We start from the raw sequence: 21379 nt of genomic DNA, 5'->3' as shown, positions 1-21379 counted from the left end.
GGCCCCGGCTTCCTACTTAAAATGAGACGTCGACTTCGGCGTCCTCGGTCGCGTCCCGGAGGCCGTCGTCCTTCACGTCGTCGGTGAGGCCGCCGGTGAGGTCCGCGTCGGCCAGTATCGCGTCGAACTCGTCCCGGTACCGGTCGTTGGCCGCCCGCGACTCGTCGCGGGCCGCCAGCGCGTCGCGGTAGCGTCGCACCGTCGAGGCGCTCACGCCGAGGTCGTCGGCGACCTCTGTGAGCGGTTCGTCGCCGTCGAGACGGTCCCGCAGGGTCGAGAGGTCGAACGGGGCGTCGAGGTCGCTCTCCCGGAGCAGGTGGAGGTCCATCCGTGCGCGGTACACGGTGTGTCGCGTGACGTCGAGTTCGCGCGCGAGTTCGGCGTCCGTCGAACCGGCGTAGAAGTCACGGACCAGCGAACACAGCGTCTCGTCGTCGAGGTCGGTGCGGAACGAGTATCGCTCGCGCAGTTGCTCGACGACGTCTGCTAGCCGACCCGAGACGTCGCCGCGGTCCGCGAGGGACCCACGTGACGCTTCCTGGTGCTCCGTGACCGTCTCGCCGTCGGCCACGTCCATGAAGATGTCACGTAGCTCCTCTGTCTTTCGGTCCATGGTCGCAGATTATAACGTGTTTATGATATAAAAGCCTGCGGCGAACTGGTTGGGCTCGGGCACGACCGTCGAGACCGGGACACGACGGACCGTCCGGGAGCCGACCCGGCCGGAGCCCCCCGGTTCGACCGTCGTACCAGCGGTCGAATAAATTAGAAACGCGTTCGCGATTCTCGACAGACGGGAGAGGGGCGCACCGCACAGTCTGTGACAAGATTTAAGCCACAATCGCCCCGGTGATAGAGTATGACAGTACCGCTGCTACAGACAGAAGGACGTGAGACGTTCTGGCAGATCGGGCACGTACAGGAGCTGGTGTTCTACTTCTTCGCGGCCCTCGCCATCCTCACCTTCTTCTGGGGCGTCTACCGGCGATTCGCCCGGTACACGCGCGGCACCGACGACTGGTTCGAACGGACGGACGACCTCCCGCGGCGCGTCGTCGAGGCGGCGAAGATAGTCGCCTCGAACGAGAAGCAGTTCAACAGGGACCTCTACGGCGGCCTGATGCACACGTTCATCATGTGGGGCTTCCTGACGCTGCTCATCGGCACCGCCATCATCGGGTTCGACATCGACATCTGGCAGAAGGCACTCGGCAACGGTCCGTTCCTCTCCGGCCCGTTCTACCTCTCCTACTCGCTGGTGATGGACGCGATGGGCCTGCTGTTCGTCGTCGGCGTCGGCATGGCCATCTACCGCCGGTACTGGGTTCGCAACGAGCGCCTGTGGGGGAAACACACCAGTCCGGAGGACGACCTGTTCGTCTGGACGCTGTTCCTGCTCGGGGCCGGCGGCTACGTCGTCGAGGGACTGCGCATCCTCGGCGAGGGTGCCGGTAGTCAGTCGTTCCCCGAGTGGGAGGTCGTGAGCTTCGTCGGCTGGTTCGTCGCCCGGTCGTTCGAGACCGTCGGCGTCACGCCGGGGGTCGCCGCCGACGTCTACCCCCTTGTCTGGTGGAGCCACGCGCTCCTCGCCCTCGCGTTCATCGCGCTCATCCCCTTCGCGAAGCCGTTCCACATGATATCGAGCTTCGCCAACGTCGTCACCCGCGACGAGAAGGCGGGCGCGCGCCTCCCGTCCGTGCCGGCGGACCTCGACGCCGAGACGGGGGCCGAGAGCATCGACCACTTCAGCTGGAAGGAGATTCTCGACCAGGACGCCTGTACCAAGTGCGGGCGCTGTTCCTCGGTCTGTCCCGCGAAGGCGTCCGGTCGCCCGCTCGACCCCCGCGACGTCATCCTCGACCTGAAGCAGTACCGCGAGAACCTCGAGGCCGGTGGCGACGAGCAGGCCATCGTGACCGACGGCGGGTCCTCGGTCATCCAGGCCGAGACGATGGAGTCCTGCATGGCCTGCATGGCCTGCATGGACGCCTGTCCGGTCGAGATCGAACACCTCAAGTCGTTCACCCGGATGAACCGCCAGCTCACCGACACGGGCGAGATTCAGCCGAGCATGCAGGAGGTGTTCCAGAACGTGATGCAGAAGGGCAACACCTTCGGCGACCCCAACCGGAAGCGCGGCGACTGGGCCGACGACGTGGACGTCGACGTCCCCGACGCCCGCGAGCAGGAGGTCGAGTACCTCTGGTACGTCGGAGACTACCCGAGCTTCGACGACCGCAACAAGAAGGTCGCCCGGTCGCTGGCGACCATCCTGCAGGCCGCCGACGTGGACTTCGGCATCCTCTTCGACGACGAGAAGTACGACGGGAACGACATCCGCCGCGTCGGCGAGGAGTTCCTCTACATCGAACTCGCGGGCCACCACGTCGAGTCCTTCGAGGACTGCGACTTCGAGAAGATCGTCTGTACGGACCCGCACTCCTACAACACCATCAAGAACGAGTACCCCGAGGTCGACTTCGACGAGTTCGCCGACGACCCCGTGATGCCGTTCGACTACGAGGGGAACTGGAACGAGGACGGCGAGGTCGAGGTGTACCACTGGACCCAGGTCGTCGAGGAACTCGTCCCGCGACTCGGTCTCTCGGGCACCGAACTCGACTACACCGTCACCTACCACGACCCCTGCCACCTCGGTCGGTACAACGACGAGTACGAGGCCCCGCGCGAACTCGTGAAGGCCACGGGCTGTGACCTCTACGAGATGCCCCGCAACCGTGCGGACTCGTTCTGCTGTGGCGGCGGCGGCGGTGGCCTCTGGATGGAACTCGACGAGGAGGAGAAACCGAGCGAGGAGCGCCTGCGCGAGGCGCTCGAGGATACCGACGCCGGCCAGGCGGTCGAGAAGTTCGTCGTCGCCTGCCCGATGTGCATGACGATGTACGAGGACGGCCGCAAGACCGGTGGCTTCGAGGAGGACATCGAGGTCGTCGACGTCGCCGAACTCGTGGTCGAGGCCATCGGCGAGCAGGAGACGGCGGGAATCTGACGCGGGCGGTTCTGTCCAGCAGGCGGTTCGTTCTTCGGGTGGCGTCGTTTCGGTCGACTCGCGGTCGAACCAGGCCGGTCAGCCACCCAAACTAATGTGACACAAAGCGGTATGTGTGAACGCATACCATGAAGAAACTTATCAACGACCCGTCGGCGGTCGTCGACGAGATGCTCGACGGGATGGTCGCAGCGCACCCGGACCGGGTCCGTCGTCTCGAGGGACAGGAGGTACTCGTCCGTGCGGACGCACCGGTCCAGGAGAAGGTCGCCGTCGTCAGTGGCGGCGGCAGCGGACACGAACCGACACACGCCGGGTACCTCGGTCCCGGCATGCTCGACGGTGCGGCGGCAGGGGAGGTCTTCACGTCGCCCACCGCGGACCAGTTGAGCGAGATGATGACGGCCTGTGACGCCGGGGAGGGCGTCCTCTGCGTCGTCAAGAACTACGAGGGCGACGTGATGAACTTCGAGACGGCCGCCGAACTGGTCGAGATGGAGGACGTCGACGTGGCGTCGGTCGTCGTCGACGACGACGTGGCGGTCGAGGACTCGCTGTACACGAGCGGGCGGCGGGGCGTCTGTGGCACCATCCTCGTCCACAAGGTGGCCGGCGCGAGGGCGGCGGCCGGTGGCAACCTCGACGAGGTGGCGCGCGTCGCCCAGAAGGTCGTCGACAACGTCGGCACGATGGGCATGGCGCTCACGTCCTGCGTCACGCCGGAGAAGGGCGAACCGACGTTCGACCTCGGCGAGGACGAGATGGAACTCGGCATCGGCATCCACGGCGAACCGGGCGTCGAGCGGACCGACGTCACGACCGCCGACGAGGTCACCGAGGAACTGGCCGGGGCGGTGCTGGAGGACCTCGATATCGACGACGGTGCGGAGGTCGTGACCATCGTCAACGGCATGGGCGGGACCCCGCTCTCGGAGTTGTACATCGTCAACCGGCGGCTCCAGTCGCTCCTCGACGAACGGGACGTCGACACCTGGGACGCCTGGGTCGGCGACTACATGACCTCGCTCGACATGGCGGGTGCCTCGATAACGGTGCTACAGGTGGACGACGAACTGAAGGACCTGCTGTCCGCGCCCACCGACACGCCGGCGCTGACGGTCCGCGACTAGGGCGGGAACCGGACGCCGGTCGAGCGCGGTGCCGTCGCCACCACGGCACTGGTCGTCGTGGTCGGAGCACGTGCCCGTGCCGGGAACCGGCGGAACGCCTATCCGAGTTGGTGTGGTTACTGTTCGCATGGTAGAGAGTGCTGAGGCTCGTCAGGCGCTGTTCGACGCGCTGGAGAACATCGCGACGCGGATGGAGTCGGAACGAGAGTACCTGACGGAACTGGATTCGGCCATCGGAGACGCGGACCACGGGACCAACATGAACCGCGGGTTCCAGACGGTGCTCGACGAGGTAGACGGGATGGAGGACGAACCGCTGGACGAGGTGGTGAAGACGGTCGGTATGGCGCTCGTCTCCGAGGTCGGTGGCGCGGCGGGGCCCCTGTACGGTGGGTCGATAGTCCACGCGAGCCAGGAACTCTCGGACGGTCTGACCGGGGAATCGGCCGTCGCGTTCGCCGAGGCGTACCTGGAGAAGGTGACGGACAGGGGTGGTGCGTCAGTCGGCGCGAAGACCATGGTCGACGCGTTGACGCCCGCCGTCCACACGTTCAAGAAGTCCATCGAGCAGGACGACCTGCCGCCGGTCGAGGCGCTCGCGAAGGCCCTCGACGCGGCCGAACGGGGCGTCGCGTTCACGACGCCGATACGGGCACAGAAGGGGCGCGCCTCGTACCTCGGCTGGCGGTCGGTCGGCCACCAGGACCCCGGCGCGACGAGTACGCTGTTCATCGTCGAGGAACTGGTAGCGACCGCCCGGGAGTACGCCGGAGGCGACACGACTGCCGACGCGACCGCTCCAGCACCGCCGGACGACGACGAGGGTGAGTGAGATGGTCGGACTCGTCGTCGTGTCGCACAGTCGGACGGCGGCCGAAGGAATCCGCGAGGTCGCCCTGGAGATGGGGAGCGACGACAGTCGAATCGAGGTCGCCGGCGGTGGACCGGACGGCGGCCTCGGAACGACCGCGCCGGACGTCGAACGGGCCATCGAGGCCGCGGCCGACGAAGACGGCGTCGTCGTCCTCGTCGACCTCGGGAGCGCCGTGATGGCCGCCGAACTCGCCATCGAGTCGGCGGCGGTCGAGGCGGTCATCGCCGACGCCCCGATACTCGAGGGCTGTCTCAACGCGACCGTCGAAGCGTCGAGTCCGAAGGCGACGCTCGAGTCGGTCCGGGCGCGGGCGGAGGAGGCCCGCGAGTACAGGAAGTTACAGTAGTGTCGACTTACGCGACGGTGTCGACGTCCTCTTCGAGTTCTATCTCTGCGGCCTCGCCGGCCTCCTCGTCCTCGTCGCCGCCGAGGAGCCGCCTGGCAGCAAGTGCAGCAGCGACGGAGACCAGGACGCTGGCGGCCACCAGACCCGCGACGCGACGGGCCCGGGAGCCACCGGAGACCGACTCCATCTCGGCCGACTCGGCTCCGTCCTCACCGTCGAACTCGTACTCGTTCGAGTCGCCGAAGTGTGCGTCGTCGAGTCTGATCTCGAACAGCGTGAGCTTCTCGAATGCCATACTACTCAGTACGCCGACAACGGGCATAACCGTTGTGTGCGGCCTGCTGGTCCGGTTCTCGCCGCCTCAGTCCCACTCGTCTTCGAGCAGGCCGTAGTATCGGGTCCCGACGTACTCGCCGTCGTAGTACTGGTTCTCCCGGACCGTGCCCTCGTGGGTGAAGCCGAGTTTCTCCCAGATGCGGGCGGAGGCCTCGTTCGGTTCGATGACGCGGGCCTGCACCCGGTGGAGGTTGCGCTCGCGGAAGGCGTAGTCGACGAGCAACTCGGACGCTTCGGTCGCGTAGCCGTTGCCCCAGTGCTCGGGCGCGACGGTGATGGCGATCTCGCCCCACCGGGTACGGTTCTGAATCTTGAACAGCGCGACGTCCCCGACGGGGTCCGGGCCGTCCTCGCCGTCGACGCAGATGAGCAGGTTCACCGAGTCGTCGTCGGAGACGACCTCCTCGAAGAACTCGCGCGTCTGTGTGCTGTTCCCGGGGTCCGCACTGGTCAGCGGGCGACGGACCCGTGGGTCGTTGATGTTCCGGTTGAGCAGGTCGAGGTCCTCCTCTTCGATGGTTCGGAGCGTGACGCGGTCACCGGACAGGAAGGCGGCACCTGGCATGGCTTCACCTCTCGCTCAGGGCCGTAAAGTGGTTTCGTGGGTGTGTGAGTTTCTCTCGTGGTCAGTCGTCGCCCTCGCGCCACTCGTCGTCGAGCAGGCCGTACCAGTGGACGTCGACGTGTTCGCCCCGGACGAACTTCGCGTCGCGTTCGACGCCCTCCTCCCGGAACCCGAGCGATTCGAGCAGGCCGCGCGAGGCCACGTTGCTCTCCAGTGCGCGGGCCTTGATTCGGTGGAGGCGGCGCGTCCCGAATGCGTAGTCGAGCGCGAGCGAGACCGCCTCCGTGCTGTAGCCCTCGCCGTGGGCGGGCGGGGCGAGCCAGTAGGCCACCTCGCCGCTGCCAGCGCGCTGGTCGACGTGAAAGAGCATGACGAACCCGACGGGTTCGACCCCGTCCCCGGTGACGAACCGCTCGTCGTAGCCGGCGTCCTCCCCCTCGACGCAGGCGAGGAACCGCGCGCCGTCGCCGTCGTCGTCGACGTGCTCTCGGACCTCGTCGACGCTCCGCGGCCCGGTGAACGTCATCGGGTTGCGGATGCGCGGGTCGTTCGAGTGGGCGGCGAGGAACTCCGCGTCCTCCTCCTCGACGGTCCGAAGGGTGATCCGGTCGCCGGTCGCGAACGTGGGACCTGGCATACTGCTCACGTCACCCGGTCGTCACTAAGCCGTTCCGGGGGTCTGTGAACCGATGACGTGGACCGTCGGCGTCCGTTCGACCCCCCGGCCTACAGGAACCCGAACAGGTCCAGGTCGATGGCGAGGATGGCGGCGGCCGCCAGCCAGGACTCGAACAGGAGCGTCCCCACGGCCGAGAGTGCGGCGAACTCGCGGACGTCCATCTCGGCGACGCCGGCGGGGACGGTCAGCATCCCCCGGGTGAACATGAGGGCGTTGCTGACCGGGACGGCGGGACGTCCCCACGTGTGGAACCAGCCGTCGAACCGGTCGAGTTGCCCCTCGTCGACCCGGAACCACGGTTTCTGGAGGAGCCACTCCCGGCCGCCTCGCTGGGCCAGTGCGAACAGCAGCGTCTGGCCGATGGTCGCACCGACGACGGCGATGCCGAGTATCGTCGCGACGGTCACCATGTCGTACCCCGTCTCCGTCCGCGCCAGCGCCGCGATGCCGAAAGGGACGAGTAACTCGCTCGGGGCGAAGTAGAGCAACATCGCCCCCTCGAGGACGAAGATGCAGAACAGGGCCGCCAGCCCGTACCGGTCGATGAGTTCGCGGGCGAGCTGGGTGTCGCCGAAGACGTACAGGAGGATGCCGGCGACGCCGGCGAGGAAGAACGTCCCGGCGACGACCAGCAGGCCGTAGTCCTCGGCGAAGACGCGCAGGCGTCCGTGAATCGTGGCGGTTCCGTCCGCGCGTTCGTGACCGCCGTCGGCACGCTCGTCGGGCATCTGTACCGGATAGGCGTGTCGGCCGTTAAAGCGTTTATGTGTCGCGTCGGTCTCGGCCTCGTCCCCGGACGGTGCAGTTTTTAGCCCCGCCGTCCCGAGTCCCGTTCATGGACCTCACGGACCGACCGCGGCGGCTTCGACGGGACGGCGTTCGCGACCTCGTCAGCGAGACAAGCCTCGCACCGAGCGACTTCGTCGCGCCGGTGTTCGTCGACGCGACCACGGACGAGCGCGTCCCCATCGAGTCGATGCCCGGGCACGAGCGCGTTCCGGTCGACGAGGCCGTCTCCCGCGTCGAGGAGGTGCGCGAGACGGGCGTCGAGGCGGTCATGCTCTTCGGCATCCCGGCCGGGAAGGACGCCGAGGGGTCGCGCGCCTGGGCGAACGACGGCGTCGTACAGGAGGCGACCCGTCGAATCACGGCCGAGACGGACGCCTACGTCGTCACCGACGTCTGTCTCTGCGAGTACACCGAACACGGCCACTGCGGAATCGTCGAGGACGGGGCCGAGACCGACGCCGACCTCACCGTCGACAACGACGCGACCCTGCCCCTGCTCGAACGCATCGCCGTCTCGCACGCCCGCGCCGGCGCGGACATGGTCGCCCCGTCCGGCATGATGGACGGGATGGTCGGGGCCATCCGCGAGGCGCTGGACGAGGACGGCCACGCGAACGTCCCCATCATGAGCTACGCCGCGAAGTACGAGTCGGCGTTCTACGGCCCGTTCCGGGACGCCGCCGACGGCGCACCCGCCTTCGGGGACCGGCGACACTACCAGATGGACCCGGCGAACCGGCGCGAGGCCGTGCGCGAGGTGGCACTCGACGTCGAGCAGGGGGCCGACGTGCTGATGGTCAAACCGGCGCTCCCGTACCTCGACGTCGTGTCCGACGTGCGCCGCAGGTTCGACCACCCGGTCGCCGCCTACAACGTCTCCGGCGAGTACGCGATGCTGCACGCTGCCGCCGAGAACGGGTGGTTGGACCTCGACGCGGTCGCCCGGGAGTCGTTGCTCTCCATCAAGCGCGCGGGGGCGGACGTCGTCGTCACGTACTTCGCCGAGGACGTCGCGCGGGCGCTCTAGGGAGGGACGCTCGGCCGCGACCTGCTTCTCCGACGTGCCTGGAGGACGGGGTGCAGTCCGTCAGAAGTGCATTATCACAACTGATAAACTCCCCGCATGTGGGGGTGTACAGTCATACTGACTGGAAACGAACACGTCGTATGGCGTCATTTGGTAACAAACCACATCGTCGAGCGTTCCTCACCGCACTCGGTACGGGAGCGAGCGTCGCGCTGGCGGGGTGCTCCGGGGACGGAACGGGGACGGAGACGACGGTGACCGACACGGCGGCCGATACGGAGACGGCGACGTCGACGGTCGAGACCACCGACACCGGGACGGAGACCGACCCGGTCGGGGAGTTGCGCTACCTCTCGCCCCGCGACACAGACGACTTCGACGCACTCGTCGAGGAGCGAAAGCTGGCGGCGCTCGAACAGGTCCTCGCGGTTCCCGAGGCGGCCGACGCGGTCACGAACGCGGTGTCGTCGTCGGCGTACCATCGCATCTTCGAGGGCGTGGACTTCGTCGAGATACTCGCACCGCACGGGATGACCGTCAGCGGGAGCGTCGAGAGCGGCCAGCACACCATCGAGTACACCGACGTCAAGCAGGTGCAGGCGCTCGTCGACCGCGAGTCCGACCAGTTGCGCCAGTTGCACCGCGAGGTCCGGGAACCGCACACCATCACCCAGTCCTACGACGGGATGAACATGGCCACCGTCGAGGCCGCCATGGCGAACGAGCGCGTCCAGCAGGCCCTCGACGGCAAGAACTGGTTCATCGCGGCGTCGGACTACTCCATCATCACCGCGTACTCGGAGGAGTACCCCCTCGGCACCGTGACGCCGGTGGTGTTCAACTGGAACGACAAGCAGTACGACGACGGCCTGGTCGGCGTCGCCGCGGCGGTCACGACCGGCGAGACGAACGAGGTGCTCGACGTGCTCGAACCGACCCGGGAGACGACGACGCCCCTCACCGACGTGGCCGAACGGGTGCGAGGGAACGACGTCGGCGAGTACCGCGAGGGACCCATCGAGGTGCCGGGTGCGATGGACGACACGAACTGGGAACTCAGGCGGCCTGACCAGACCATCGAACGGGACGGGTGGACGGTCCGGTGGACGAACACGCTCCACGACGCCTACCGCGTCGAGGCCTCGTACAACGGGACGCCGGTGTTCGGCACCGAGACGAAGATTCCCTGGATGCTGAGCGACTACGAACCGTTCGGGATGCAGGGACCCGGCGTCCCGGAGGGCCGGGCCAACTGGCACTTCTGGGACACCCTCGGCTTCACCGGCCCCGGCGTCATCGAGCAACACGACCTCCGCGACGGCTTCCGCATCCGGGGCAGTTACCACACCGGGTCGCTCGACCACTGGGAGTGGCGCTTCGGCCAGAACTGGGGCCCCTACCGCTACATCATCGACTGGAACTTCCACGACGACGGCGTCGTCGAGGTGACCTCGCGTCACCCGACCACCGGGTTCCGGACGACGAACGGGTTCCCGCTGTACACGTTCCACCTCTGCGTGGAACCGGGGTTCGACGCGGCCACCGTGAGCACCTACGATGGGAGTTCGTGGTCCCAGCAGGCGACGGAGGGCCGGACGACCAGGGATTCCACGCCCCGACTCCGTGTCGAGAACGCGGACGGGCAGGAGCGACTGGTGTTCGAGCGCCCGGGCGAGGAGACGTACGCGCTCCAGTACGACCCGAACTTCGTGGAGTACGAGCAGACGCTCCAGGGGGTCGTACGCGAGATGCTGGAACACCAGGAGTACCTCGACCCGTCGAACTACCTGGCCGACGCCAGCCTCGACGGGGAGAAGGTACTCGTCAGGACGCTCTCCTCCCGTGACACCGGGCAGGGCCAGCACGCGACGACCAACCCCTTCGCGTTCCGCTTCCGGATGCGGGCGGAGAACTACTGACGATGGGAGGGAGCGACCGACCGTCGAGGCGCTCGACGCTAGCGCGCCTCGCCGGCGCCGTCGCCGCCCTCGGGGTCGGTGGCTGTCTCGGTGACGGAACTGCGCCCGACGAACCGGATGACACCGGCGGCACCCAGACGGACGTCACGACTGCGGCGACGACAGTCGAGACGGAGACGGCCGACGGCGGGACGACGACCGGGGGGTACCGCACGCCGAGCAACACCGACCAGGCCGCCGACCACACGGTCGGCTGCTACACCGAACTCTACTTCGACCCCATCGGACTCCTCGTGCAACCGGGCGAGACCGTGTCGTTCGAGATGGTGAGTGGCGCGCACTCGGCGACGGCGTACCACCCGGACAACACGGCCGCCCTCCGCCGGCGCATCCCGGACGGTGCGCCACCGTGGGACACCGGAGTCTGGAGCGACGTCGGGACGTTCCGGAACGTCACGTTCGAGACGCCGGGCACGCACGACTACTACTGCATCCCGCACAAGGCGGTCGGGATGGTCGGTCGAATCGTCGTCGACCGACCGGGTGGCCCGGCAGAGGAGAGTCCCAACCCCGACTACGACCTCCCGCCGTCGGACCTGATCGTCGAGCAGGGAGCGGTCTCGTACGACGAGTGGGCAGGACGGTCGGAGTGAGGTGACCGACCGTCGACGGGGACAGGTCCATCGACGCAGGACCGGAAGTCGACCGCCGCCCGGACCGATTCGGCGCGCGGGTCCGGACCGCCACGCGACCCTCGTAGACGGACGTGACGTTCGTCCAGAAACGGACCGACAGACGTCCACAGAACTGCGCGATAAACAACCTTGTATGGATTATATTCGCTATTAAGTTGGACGACCGCCCATTAGGACGAGTTAATATAGACGTTTGTCAACGCTTAACCTTATACCATTGCCCACCGTGGCTCTTGACCGTAGCATATGAGTGCGAACCTGGCGGAATCGGTAGAAAAAGCGGCCGAATGTACAGAAAGAGGCAGCACTTGCGCGTTCGCCGAGGTGGGGGGATGCTAGAGGCCCTCCCGTTGCAGGCGGAGGCACAGGCCGTCGCGGACAGCATCAACTACGTCTGGGTGCTGGTCGTGTCGTTCCTCATCTTCTTCATGCAGCCGGGCTTCGCCCTGCTCGAGGCCGGGCAGGTCCGGGCGAAGAATGTCGGGAACGTCCTGATGAAGAACATGACCGACTGGGCGCTCGGGGTGCTGGTGTACTTCCTCGTCGGCGCCGGCCTGGCCGGCGTGGTCGGGATGCTCACCTCGGGGGCGTCGCTCGACGTGATGGCGGCGTTCTCCTACGTCGGCGACCCGGGGTCGACCGGCTGGATCGAGTGGTTGTTCGGCGCCGTCTTCGCGATGACGGCGGCGACCATCGTCTCCGGCGCGGTCGCAGAACGCATGGACTTCGGGGCGTACGTCCTCTTCGTTGCGGTCATCACGGCCCTCATCTACCCGGTCGTCCAGGGTCTCACCTGGTCCGGGGGCCTGCTCGCCGGCCCGACGCCCGAGGGCACCGGCGGTCTCGTCGGCGAGGCCCTCGGCGTCGGCTACCTCGACTTCGCCGGTGCGACCGTCGTCCACATGGTCGGCGGTCTCGCCGGCCTGGTCGCGGCGAAGATGGTCGGCCCGCGCGCCGGTCGCTTCGACGAGAACGGCGAGAGCCAGCCCATCCCGGGACACTCGATGCTGCTCGCGGTCCTGGGCACGCTCGTCCTCGCGTTCGGCTGGTACGGCTTCAACGTCGGGACGCAGGCGACGGTCCTCTCGGTCGCCGAGGACGGCTCCGTCGCCTTCATGGGCGCTGCGCTCGGTCGCGTCGCGCTCGTGACGACCCTCGGAATGGGTGCCGGCGCCGTCGCCGCGATGGTGGTCTCGACGACCTGGCAGGGCAAGCCCGACCCGCTCTGGATGGCGAACGGGCTGCTGGCCGGTCTGGTCGCCGTCACCGGTGCGGTCCCCCACGTCACCTGGTGGGGCGGCCTCGTCATCGGCGCGGTCGGCGGCGCGCTCGTCCTGCCAGCCTACCGCTGGACGGTCGACTTCCTGAAGATAGACGACGTCTGTGGCGTCTTCGCGGTCCACGGCGCCGCCGGTGCCGTCGGCACCGTACTCATCCCGGTGTTCGGCGCGTCGAGTTCCGGGACCGCCATCCTCGGCGACGGCTGGGCGTTCCTCGGCGTCGACCAGCTCGCGATGCAGGTCGTCGGCGTGGGGGTCATCGCGCTGTGGACCGTCGTCGCGACCGGTGCGACGTTCGCGGTCCTCGACGCTGCCGTCGGCCTGCGCGTCTCCGCCGAGGAGGAGGAAGCCGGCCTGGACGCGGGCGAACACGGCATCTCGACGTACCCCGAGTTCGTCGGCGATAGCAGCCCCGAGTCGACCCGTCCGACCGTGAGTGCGGACGGCGGAACCGGGGGTGGCGTCCGCACCGACGGTGGCGCAGCCCCGACCGACGGGGGTGAGACCGATGGGTGACGAGATAAAGATGGTCGTCGCCATCATCAGACCCGACCGCCTGACCGACGTCAAGCGCGCGCTGGCGGAGGTCGGTGCGCCGTCGCTGACGGTGACCGACGTCTCCGGTCGTGGCTCACAGCCCGCGAAGAAGAGCCAGTGGCGCGGCGAGGAGTACGTCGTCGACCTGCACCAGAAGGTCAAGGTCGAGTGCGTCGTCGCCGACGTCCCGTCCGACGACGTCGTCTCGGCCATCGCCGAGGCGGCCGGGACCGGCGAGAAGGGCGACGGCAAGATATTCGTCCTGCCGGTCGAGGACGCCTATCAGGTCCGGACCGGCAAGCGCGGCCCCGACGCGGTCTGACCACGGCGTGGCTCCCTTCTCGCGTACCTGTCGACGCATCGACCAGCGTCGGCGACGTCCGTCGACCCGGTCGAACGGCCGATAGACACTTTAGGGACGACGAAACCCGGCCATTGCGTTTTTGACGGTGTCCGTCCCTGTGTGTAACCAGACATGAGCCAGGGTCCCACACCGGTCGTCGAGTCGGCCCTCATGGAGGCGGTCAGGGCCGTCATCGTCGAGCGCGGTTACCAGGGACTCACGCTCGGTGCCGTCGCGGCCGAAAGCGAGTTCGACCGCACCCTCGTCGAACGCCACTACGCCGACGTCGGCGACGTCGTCGCGTCGTTCCTCGCCTACGAGCGCGACCGGTTCGTCGAGAGCGTCCTGGTCGCGCCGACGGACCCGGCGCTTCGCCTGCGGACGCTGCTCGACGCGCTCGTCGGACTCGACCACGACGACGAGGTGCTGGCACCGTACGTCGCCTTCCAGGCGGCGGCGCTCACCGACGAGCGCATCAGCGACGCGCTCGACGCGCTGGAGCAGGAGATGTTCGACGCCGTCGTAGAGACGGTCGAGGACGGCGTCGCCGAGGGGTCGTTCGAACCCGTCGACCCGGCGTCGACGGCGGCCGTCGTGCTGTCTGTCCGCGACGCCGCCCTGCGACGGGCGGCCCGGGGTGCCGACCCGACGGTGCTCCACGACGCGCTGGACACCTTCGTCCTCGACCGACTCAGGACCGGGTCACAGCGTCGCGCAGAGCCCGACGCTTGACCAGCGCGAAGCCGGCACAGATGACGAGGAACCCGGTGACGGTCTCGACGGTGACCGACTCTCCCAGCCAGTACCAGCCGACGAGCGCCGCGAACACCGGTATCGCGTAACTGACGAGCGTTATCTCGATGGCACCCAGGCTGTCGAGCAACTGGAAGTACAGGAGGTAGCCGAGGCCGCCCGCGACCGGGACCAGGTAGAGGTAGGCGACGACGGCGGTCCGGGTCGGGTCGACGGCCTGCGGTTCGCCGACGGCGAGGCTGGTGAGGTGGAGCACCGGCGCGCCGACGACCATCGCCCAGCCCTGCATCGCCGCCACCGGGAGGTCCGTCCGGACCCGGCGCACGGCGACGGTTCCGACGGCCCAGGCCAGCGCCGAGGCGAAGACCAGTGCGACGCCGACGAGCGACGCGTCGCCCCACAGGGCCATCGCGCCGCCCGCCAGGTCGTCCGCCGGGACAGCGACGAGGACGACCCCGAACAGACCGAGCAGCAGGCCGAGGACGCCCGTCGCGTCGAGACCTTCCTCGGGCAGGACCGTCCGGGCGAGGACCGTCGTGAACACCGGAACGGTGGCGACGACGACGGCGGCGACGGCGCTCGTGACGTACGACTGTCCGGCGAACAGCAGTGCGTGATGGGCGGCGACGATGCCGACGCCGCCGGCGACGACGGCGTGCCAGTCGTCGCCGCGGGGTCGCCACCGCCCGGCGACGACCACGGCGTAGCCGAGGACGAGCAGTGCGGTCCCGTCGAACCGCAACGCGGCGAATAGCACCGGTGGCACCACCTCGACGCCGGCCCGCGTCGCGGGGAACGACGTCCCCCAGATGGCGGCGATGGCCACGAACCCGAGGACGTCACGGCGTTGCATACCGTTCGACAGGCGACGGCCCGTCAATAAAGCATCCATCGTGTCGACACGTCTCACCACGATTCGAGCGGTGTGGCGAGGTATCAAGGGTTTTTACTGGCGGGTCCGAACCCCCGGCCATGCACGAGGAGAACTCGCGGAACCTGTACGACCGGGCGCTCTCCGTGATGCCCGGCGGGGTCAACTCGGCGGTCCGTGCGGCCATCGAGCCGTACCCCTTCTTCGTCCAGCGCGGCGACGGCGGCCACGTCGTCGACGTCGACGGCAACCGGTACATCGACTGGGTGATGGGACTCGGCCCCCTCCTGCTGGGTCACGACCTCCCGCAACCGGTGCAGTCGGCGGTCCAGACCCACGCCAGCAACGGTCCCATGTTCGGCGCACCGACCGAGATAGAGGTCGAGCACGCCGAGTTCGTCACCCGCCACGTCCCCGGCGTCGAGATGCTCCGGTTCGTCAACTCCGGCACCGAGGCGACCGTCTCCGCCGTCCGCCTCGCCCGGGCGTACACCGGCCGGGACAAGATCGTCGTCATGCAGGGGAGCTACCACGGTGCGAACGACTCCACGCTCGTCGAGGGCGAGGGCAACCACCTCCACCCGTCCAGCCCCGGCATCCCCGACGACTTCGCCGAGCACACCATCGCCGTCCCGTTCAACGACCACGAGGCCGCCCACCACGTCTTCGAGGAGCACGGCGACGACATCGCGGGCGTCCTCGTCGAACCCATCCTCGCCAACTACGGCATCGTCACCCCGACCGACGAGTACCACGAGACCCTCGCCGACCTCTGCGACGACCACGGCTCCCTGCTCGTCTTCGACGAGGTCATCACCGGCTTCCGGGTCGGCGGCCTCCAGTGTGCGCAGGGCAAGTTCGGCATCGACCCCGACCTCACCACGTTCGGGAAGATAATCGGCGGAGGCTTCCCCGTCGGTGCCATCGGCGGCAAGGCCGAGATACTGCGTCACTTCACGCCCTCGGGCGACGTGTTCCAGGCCGGCACCTTCTCCGGCCACCCGGTGACGATGGCCGCCGGACTGGAGACCCTGAAGTTCGCCGCCGAGAACGACGTGTACGACCACGTCGACGACCTCGGCGACCAGCTCAGGCGCGGCCTGACCGAACTCTGTGCCGACTACGCCCCCGAGTACACCGTCACCGGTACCGACTCGATGTTCAAGGTCATCTTCACCCGCGAGGGCCCGGAGGACCGCTCCGGCCAGTGCAAGGCCGGGTGCAAACAGCGCCCGGACTGTCCGCGCTACGACTACTGCCCGAAGGACGGCGGCGACGTCTCCGACGCCGAGACCGACCGCTGGCGGCGCATCTTCTGGCCGAAGATGCGAGAGCAGGGCGTCTTCCTCAGCCAGAACCAGTTCGAGTCCCAGTTCGTCTCCCACGCCCACACCGAGGCCGACGTCGAGGAGACGCTGGAGGCGTACAAGGAGGCGCTGTAGGCGTCCCCGCGACCGTCCTCTTTCTTCCTCGCGTTTCTGCGCCGTCGATGACCGACGGCCCGGCCCACACTGACGCCGACCGCGAGACGTTCGGCGCCGGCCCGTACGACGACTCATACGACCGACTCTGGTACCTCGACGGGGGCGTTCGAGGCGGACTCACCGAACGTACCGGTGCCGTCTCACCGACATCGTCTCCGCGGTCTCGTGCTCCAGCAGGCCGTTCTACGAGGAGGCGATGCGTTCTCCGCTCGCTCGACCCACCTGATTTCGTATCGCGGCATCCGGTTTATGCCGTGCGCTCCCCCGGACCGAGTCGACGGCGCGAACGAAGCACGCCCCGTCCCGAGACGGTCGATTTCGGCGATTTCGGGGCCGAGAACCGGAACTGGACGCGCCGACCGACCGACGAGGCCAAACTGGTGGGCTTTTCACCCTCCACCGCCGACTGTCGAGCATGAACTCTCGTGGGACGATCCGGCTGGCGACGCGAGGCTCCGACCTCGCCATCCGCCAGGCGTCGACGGTCCGTGAGGCGCTGGCGGAGCGCCACTTCGAGGTCGAACTCGTCGAGGTCGAGACGGAGGGCGACCGTCTGACGGACGAACTCATCGCGAACCTCGGGAAGACCGGTGCGTTCGTCCGGTCGCTGGACGAGAAAGTCCTCGACGGCGACGTGGACGCGGCCGTCCACTCGATGAAGGACATGCCGACAGAGATGCCCGACGAACTCGTCGTCGCGGGCGTCCCCGAACGGGCACCGGCGGGCGACGTCCTCGTGACGCCCGACGGGGCCGGCCTCTCGGACCTCGAACCCGGGGCGACCGTCGGCACGTCGTCCATGCGCCGGGGCGCACAGGTCAGGAACCAGCGCGACGACCTGACTGTCGAACCGCTCCGGGGCAACGTCGACACGCGCATCGAGAAGGTCCTCGCGCCCGCCCTCCAGCGCGAACACGAACGCCGGACCGAGGCCGACAGAGAACGGAAGGGCAACGCCGGCGACGATTCGTTCGAACCGGAGTACGACGAGACGGTCGACGAGTGGTTCGACGGGTTGCGGGAGATAGAGCGCCGTGCGCTCGGACGCGAGGTCGAGACGGAGTACGACGCCATCGTCCTCGCCGAGGCCGGACTCCGGCGCTCGGGTCTCGTCCACCACGTGAACTACCAGCGCCTCCCCATCGGTGACTTCGTCCCTGCGGCGGGACAGGGCGCGCTGGCGGTGACCGCCCGCGACGGGGAGACGGCCGAGACCCTCCACGCCGTCCTCGACCATCCGCGCACGCGCGTCGAGACGACCGTCGAACGGACCGTCCTCGCCGGCCTGAACGGGGGGTGCATCGCCCCGATCGGCGTCCACGCCGTGTTGCAGGGCGAGTTCGTCCGAACGACGGCGCAGGTGCTCCACCCGGACGGCCACGACGTCGTCCAGCAACGACGGGACATCCCCGCCGAGACCCACGCAGACGCCGCACGCGAGTTCGCGGCGGACCTGCAGGACGCGGGCGCGGCGGACCACGTCGCGGCCGCCCGGGAGCGATGACCGGGTTCGTCTACCTCGTCGGGAGCGGTCCCGGCGACCCGGACCTGTTGACGGTCAAGGCCCGCAGACTGCTCGACGAGGCAGACGTGGTCCTCCACGACAAACTGCCTGGCCCGGAGATACTGGAGACCATCCCCGAGGACCGGCGCGAGGACGTCGGCAAGCGCGCCGGCGGGGAGTGGACGCCCCAGGAGTACACCAACAGACGGCTGGTCGAACTCGCCGAGGCGGGCGAGACCGTCGTCCGACTCAAGGGCGGCGACCCGTTCGTCTTCGGGCGCGGCGGCGAGGAGGCCGAACACCTCGCCGAGCACGGCATCCCGTTCGAGTACGTCCCCGGCGTCACGTCGGCCATCGCCGGCCCCGGCGTCGCCGGTATCCCCGTTACGCACCGCGACCACGCCTCGTCGGTGTCGTTCGTCACGGGCCACGAGGACCCCACGAAGGAGGAGTCGGCCGTCGACTGGGACGCGCTCGCGGCCACCGGCGGTACCCTCGTCGTCCTGATGGGCGTCGGCAAACTCCCCGAGTACACGAGGGCGCTGCGGGAGGCGGGGATGGACCACGGGACGCCCGTCGCGCTGGTCGAACGGGCCACCTGGCCCGACATGCGCGTGGCCACGGGGACGCTCGATACCATCGTCGACGTACGCGACAGCGAGGGCATCGAACCGCCCGCGATAACCGTCGTCGGCGAGGTCGCCGCCACCCGGGCGCGCGTCGTCGACTTTCTGCGGACTCGACCCTGACCATGACCACGAGAGACACCACAGTCGCCGTGTTCCGCCCGGACGACGAGCGCCTGCGAGACGCCGTCGAACTGATAGAATCCCTCGGTGCGACGCCCGTCGCCGACCCGATGCTCGAAGTGAGAGAGACGGGTGCGTCGCCCCGTGCGGACGCCGACTACACGGTCCTGACGAGCAAGACGGGGGCCGAACTCGCCCGGTCTGCGGGGTGGGACCCCAACGAGACGACCGTCTGTGCCATCGGGCAGGCGACGGCAGACGCCCTGGAGGAACAGGGGTACGAGGTCGACGTCGTGCCGGACGCCTACTCCTCGACCGGTCTGGTCGAGGCGCTCGCCGACGCGGTCGACGGCGCACGCGTCGAGGTCGCACGGAGCGACCACGGCAGTCAGGTACTCATCGACGGGCTCGAGGACGCCGGGGCGTACGTCCACGAGACCGTCCTCTACGAACTGGTCTGCCCCGACGGCGCAGGCGAGTCGGTCGACCTGGCCGCCGCCGGTGACCTGGACGCGGCCTGTTTCACCTCGTCGCTGACCGTCGGTAACTTCCTCGCCACGGCCGACGAACGTGGCGTGCGCGAGGCCGCCGTGGAGGGCCTGAACGACGCCGTCGTCGGCGTCATCGGCGTGCCGACCCGCGAGACCGCCGAGTCGCTCGGCATCGCGGTCGACGTGGTGCCCGAGAACGCCGACTTCGACGAACTGGCGTGTGCCGTCGTTGAGGAGAGCGCACCGACGCACCACGACTGAGCTGTTCCTGCGGATTTCGGCGCGTTCGAGCCGTCCCTGAGCTGTTCCGCCGTCTCGACGTGATGGCCACGTCTGTCGGTGTAAACTCCATACCACGATACGAAATGGGGTGCAGGTGGCCAGGAACGGTCGTCGCCAGACCGGGTGACTCGGCGAGGACGGTTCCCCCGGGAGAGCGCCGGCAGACTCGGGAGGGCATCGGCAGACTCCCTGCTGGCGGTTCAGCGCCGGTCCGGCGAGGCGGACGACCCGACGGCGTCGGTCCCGCCCGGCCGGACCCCACCGTTTAAATCCGACGCCGCGTCAGTACCCGACGAATGCCTGCCAGCGCCCCCGTTCCGGAACTCGCAGACCGCGCCGCCGCCTGCGCCGACCGCCTGCGCGCGGCCGAGGAGGTGCTGCTCGCCTCGCACATCGACGCCGACGGCCTGACCAGCGCCGCCGTGGCGTCGTCGGCGCTCGAACGGGCCGGCATCTCACACGAGGTCGTCTTCGAGAAGCAACTCGACGCCGACCGCATAGCCGCCATCGCGGAGACAGGGTACGACACCGTGCTGTTCACCGACTTCGGGAGCGGTCAGGTCGACGACATCGCACCCCACGAGGAGCGCGGGGCGTTCACGCCGGTCATCGCCGACCACCACCAGCCGGGCGACGCCGACACCGAGTTCCACCTGAATCCCCTCCTCTTCGGCATCGACGGCGGGTCCGAACTCTCGGGCGCGGGCGCGGCGTACGTGCTGGCACGGGCGCTGGAGGGGGACGGCGACAACCGCGACCTCGCCCGACTGGCCATCGTCGGCGCCGTCGGGGACATGCAGGACCAGGACGGCGAACTCCACGGGGCGAACGCGGCCATCGTCGACGACGGCGTCGCTGCCGGCGTCGTCGAGAGCGGGACCGACCTCGCGGTCTACGGGAAGCAGACCCGACCGCTCCCGAAACTGCTGGAGTACGCGAGCGACGTCCGCATCCCCGGCATCACCAGCGACCACAACGGGACGGTGTCGTTCCTCGCCGACCTCGACGTCGAGTGCCGCGAGGACGGCGAGTGGCGTCGGTGGGTCGACCTCACGACCGACGAGCGACAGGCGATCGCCAGCGCGCTGGTCCAGCGTGCGGTCAGGTCGGGCGTCCCAGCCCACCGAATCGACGACCTCGTCGGGACGACGTACACGCTCACCGCCGAACCCGAGGGGACCGAACTCCGCGACGCAAGCGAGTTCTCCACGCTGTTGAACGCGACTGCCCGCTACGAACGGGCCGACGTCGGTCTCGCGGTCTGCCTGGGGAACCGCGACGGGGCGCTCGACCGGGCGCGGACCCTGCTTCGCAACCACCGGCGGAACCTCTCGGAGGGCCTCCAGTTCGTGAAGAACGAGGGCACGACGGTCGAGGAGCACGTCCAGTGGTTCCACGCCGACGACCGGATCAGAGAGACCATCGTCGGCATCGTCGCCGGGATGGCACTCGGTGCGGGCGGCATCGACCGGAACCGACCGATACTCGCGTTCGCCACCGAGAGCGACACCGAGGTCAAGGTCTCCGCGCGCGGGAGCGGCGCGCTCGTCAGGGAGGGACTCGACCTCTCTGTCGTGATGCGGGACGCGTCACGCGCCGTCGGCGGCGACGGCGGTGGCCACGTCGTCGCCGCAGGTGCGACCATCCCGCGCGGCGAGGAAGACGCGTTCGTCGCAGCGGCAGACCGTATCGTCGGCGACCAGCTCGGCTGAGCC

21 protein-coding genes are annotated in these 21379 nt (G+C 68.6%); 15 read left to right on the top strand and 6 right to left on the bottom strand.

What is annotated here, in order from left to right; genetic code table 11:
* Positions 1–16: 16 nt before the first annotated feature.
* Positions 17–613, bottom strand: coding sequence for a conditioned medium-induced protein 4 (locus ACSC1W_RS13670; RefSeq protein WP_435348088.1), 597 nt, complete (start codon positions 611–613; stop codon positions 17–19).
* 246 nt (positions 614–859) lie between these two features.
* On the opposite strand from ACSC1W_RS13670, the gene ACSC1W_RS13665 reads away from it, so the two are divergent.
* From ACSC1W_RS13665 to dhaM, 4 genes are all read left to right on the top strand, one after another.
* A complete protein-coding gene (locus ACSC1W_RS13665) occupies positions 860–3010 on the top strand; it encodes a (Fe-S)-binding protein (protein ID WP_435348087.1) in 2151 nt (716 codons plus the stop codon).
* A gap of 128 nt (positions 3011–3138) precedes the next feature.
* A complete protein-coding gene (gene dhaK, locus ACSC1W_RS13660) occupies positions 3139–4140 on the top strand; it encodes a dihydroxyacetone kinase subunit DhaK (protein ID WP_435348086.1) in 1002 nt (333 codons plus the stop codon).
* A 127-nt stretch (positions 4141–4267) separates the two neighbouring features.
* The gene (dhaL, locus tag ACSC1W_RS13655) at positions 4268–4972 is read left to right on the top strand and encodes a dihydroxyacetone kinase subunit DhaL (protein WP_435348085.1); all 705 of its coding nucleotides are present in this window, start codon (positions 4268–4270) and stop codon (positions 4970–4972) included.
* A 1-nt stretch (position 4973) separates the two neighbouring features.
* Positions 4974–5360 carry a dihydroxyacetone kinase phosphoryl donor subunit DhaM gene (dhaM, locus tag ACSC1W_RS13650; RefSeq protein WP_435348084.1) on the top strand — a complete coding sequence of 129 codons (387 nt, stop codon included), beginning with the start codon at positions 4974–4976 and terminating at the stop codon, positions 5358–5360.
* A 7-nt stretch (positions 5361–5367) separates the two neighbouring features.
* Here dhaM and ACSC1W_RS13645 read toward each other — a convergent pair whose 3' ends face one another.
* From ACSC1W_RS13645 to ACSC1W_RS13630, 4 genes are all read right to left on the bottom strand, one after another.
* The gene (locus ACSC1W_RS13645) at positions 5368–5655 is read right to left on the bottom strand and encodes a hypothetical protein (protein ID WP_435348083.1); all 288 of its coding nucleotides are present in this window, start codon (positions 5653–5655) and stop codon (positions 5368–5370) included.
* Between the two features lie 66 nt (positions 5656–5721).
* Complete coding sequence (locus ACSC1W_RS13640; RefSeq protein WP_435348082.1) at positions 5722–6261, bottom strand: GNAT family N-acetyltransferase; 540 nt, start codon at positions 6259–6261, stop codon at positions 5722–5724.
* 61 nt (positions 6262–6322) lie between these two features.
* A complete protein-coding gene (locus ACSC1W_RS13635) occupies positions 6323–6898 on the bottom strand; it encodes a GNAT family N-acetyltransferase (protein ID WP_435348081.1) in 576 nt (191 codons plus the stop codon).
* Between the two features lie 89 nt (positions 6899–6987).
* Positions 6988–7668 (bottom strand): DedA family protein, encoded by a 681-nt coding sequence (locus tag ACSC1W_RS13630; protein WP_435348079.1) that lies wholly within the window; start codon positions 7666–7668, stop codon positions 6988–6990.
* Between the two features lie 107 nt (positions 7669–7775).
* Here ACSC1W_RS13630 and hemB point away from each other — a divergent pair, with 107 nt between their 5' ends.
* The 6 genes from hemB to ACSC1W_RS13600 all read left to right on the top strand — a co-directional run bounded on the left by hemB (position 7776) and on the right by ACSC1W_RS13600 (position 14262).
* Positions 7776–8756, top strand: a complete 981-nt coding sequence (gene hemB, locus ACSC1W_RS13625; protein ID WP_435348078.1) for a porphobilinogen synthase — start codon at positions 7776–7778, stop codon at positions 8754–8756.
* Positions 8757–8896: 140 nt separating this feature from the next.
* Positions 8897–10675, top strand: coding sequence for a hypothetical protein (locus tag ACSC1W_RS13620; protein ID WP_435348077.1), 1779 nt, complete (start codon positions 8897–8899; stop codon positions 10673–10675).
* 2 nt (positions 10676–10677) lie between these two features.
* Entirely contained in the window at positions 10678–11328 is a 651-nt protein-coding gene (locus ACSC1W_RS13615) for a plastocyanin/azurin family copper-binding protein (protein ID WP_435348076.1), read from the top strand.
* A gap of 374 nt (positions 11329–11702) precedes the next feature.
* Positions 11703–13166, top strand: a complete 1464-nt coding sequence (locus ACSC1W_RS13610; RefSeq protein ID WP_435348075.1) for an ammonium transporter — start codon at positions 11703–11705, stop codon at positions 13164–13166.
* A complete protein-coding gene (gene glnK1, locus ACSC1W_RS13605; protein ID WP_435348074.1) occupies positions 13159–13509 on the top strand; it encodes a nitrogen regulatory protein GlnK1 in 351 nt (116 codons plus the stop codon). Before ACSC1W_RS13610 ends, glnK1 begins: the two co-directional genes overlap by 8 nt.
* Before the next feature lie 153 nt (positions 13510–13662).
* Entirely contained in the window at positions 13663–14262 is a 600-nt protein-coding gene (locus ACSC1W_RS13600) for a TetR/AcrR family transcriptional regulator (protein ID WP_435348073.1), read from the top strand.
* Here the strand turns inward: ACSC1W_RS13600 and ACSC1W_RS13595 are convergent.
* The gene (locus ACSC1W_RS13595; protein WP_435348072.1) at positions 14222–15136 is read right to left on the bottom strand and encodes a DMT family transporter; all 915 of its coding nucleotides are present in this window, start codon (positions 15134–15136) and stop codon (positions 14222–14224) included. The two genes, ACSC1W_RS13600 and ACSC1W_RS13595, sit on opposite strands and share 41 nt — an antisense overlap.
* A gap of 119 nt (positions 15137–15255) precedes the next feature.
* Here ACSC1W_RS13595 and hemL point away from each other — a divergent pair, with 119 nt between their 5' ends.
* The 5 genes from hemL (at position 15256) to recJ (ending at position 21376) form a co-directional block, all read left to right on the top strand.
* Positions 15256–16596, top strand: coding sequence for a glutamate-1-semialdehyde 2,1-aminomutase (hemL, locus tag ACSC1W_RS13590; protein WP_435348071.1), 1341 nt, complete (start codon positions 15256–15258; stop codon positions 16594–16596).
* Positions 16597–17053: 457 nt separating this feature from the next.
* Complete coding sequence (gene hemC / locus ACSC1W_RS13585) at positions 17054–18142, top strand: hydroxymethylbilane synthase (RefSeq protein ID WP_435348070.1); 1089 nt, start codon at positions 17054–17056, stop codon at positions 18140–18142.
* Positions 18139–18891 carry a uroporphyrinogen-III C-methyltransferase gene (gene cobA, locus ACSC1W_RS13580; RefSeq protein ID WP_435348069.1) on the top strand — a complete coding sequence of 251 codons (753 nt, stop codon included), beginning with the start codon at positions 18139–18141 and terminating at the stop codon, positions 18889–18891. Before hemC ends, cobA begins: the two co-directional genes overlap by 4 nt.
* Before the next feature lie 2 nt (positions 18892–18893).
* The gene (locus ACSC1W_RS13575; protein WP_435348068.1) at positions 18894–19643 is read left to right on the top strand and encodes a uroporphyrinogen-III synthase; all 750 of its coding nucleotides are present in this window, start codon (positions 18894–18896) and stop codon (positions 19641–19643) included.
* A 317-nt stretch (positions 19644–19960) separates the two neighbouring features.
* Positions 19961–21376, top strand: coding sequence for a RecJ family nuclease (gene recJ / locus ACSC1W_RS13570; protein WP_435348067.1), 1416 nt, complete (start codon positions 19961–19963; stop codon positions 21374–21376).
* The last annotated feature ends 3 nt before the right edge of the window (positions 21377–21379 follow it).

The organism is Haloarchaeobius marinus (genome assembly GCF_051207415.1).
Taxonomy (GTDB): Archaea; Halobacteriota; Halobacteria; order Halobacteriales; family Natrialbaceae; genus Haloarchaeobius.
Note: the sequence above shows the minus strand (reverse complement) of the source record. Positions and strands in the feature narration are given on the sequence as shown.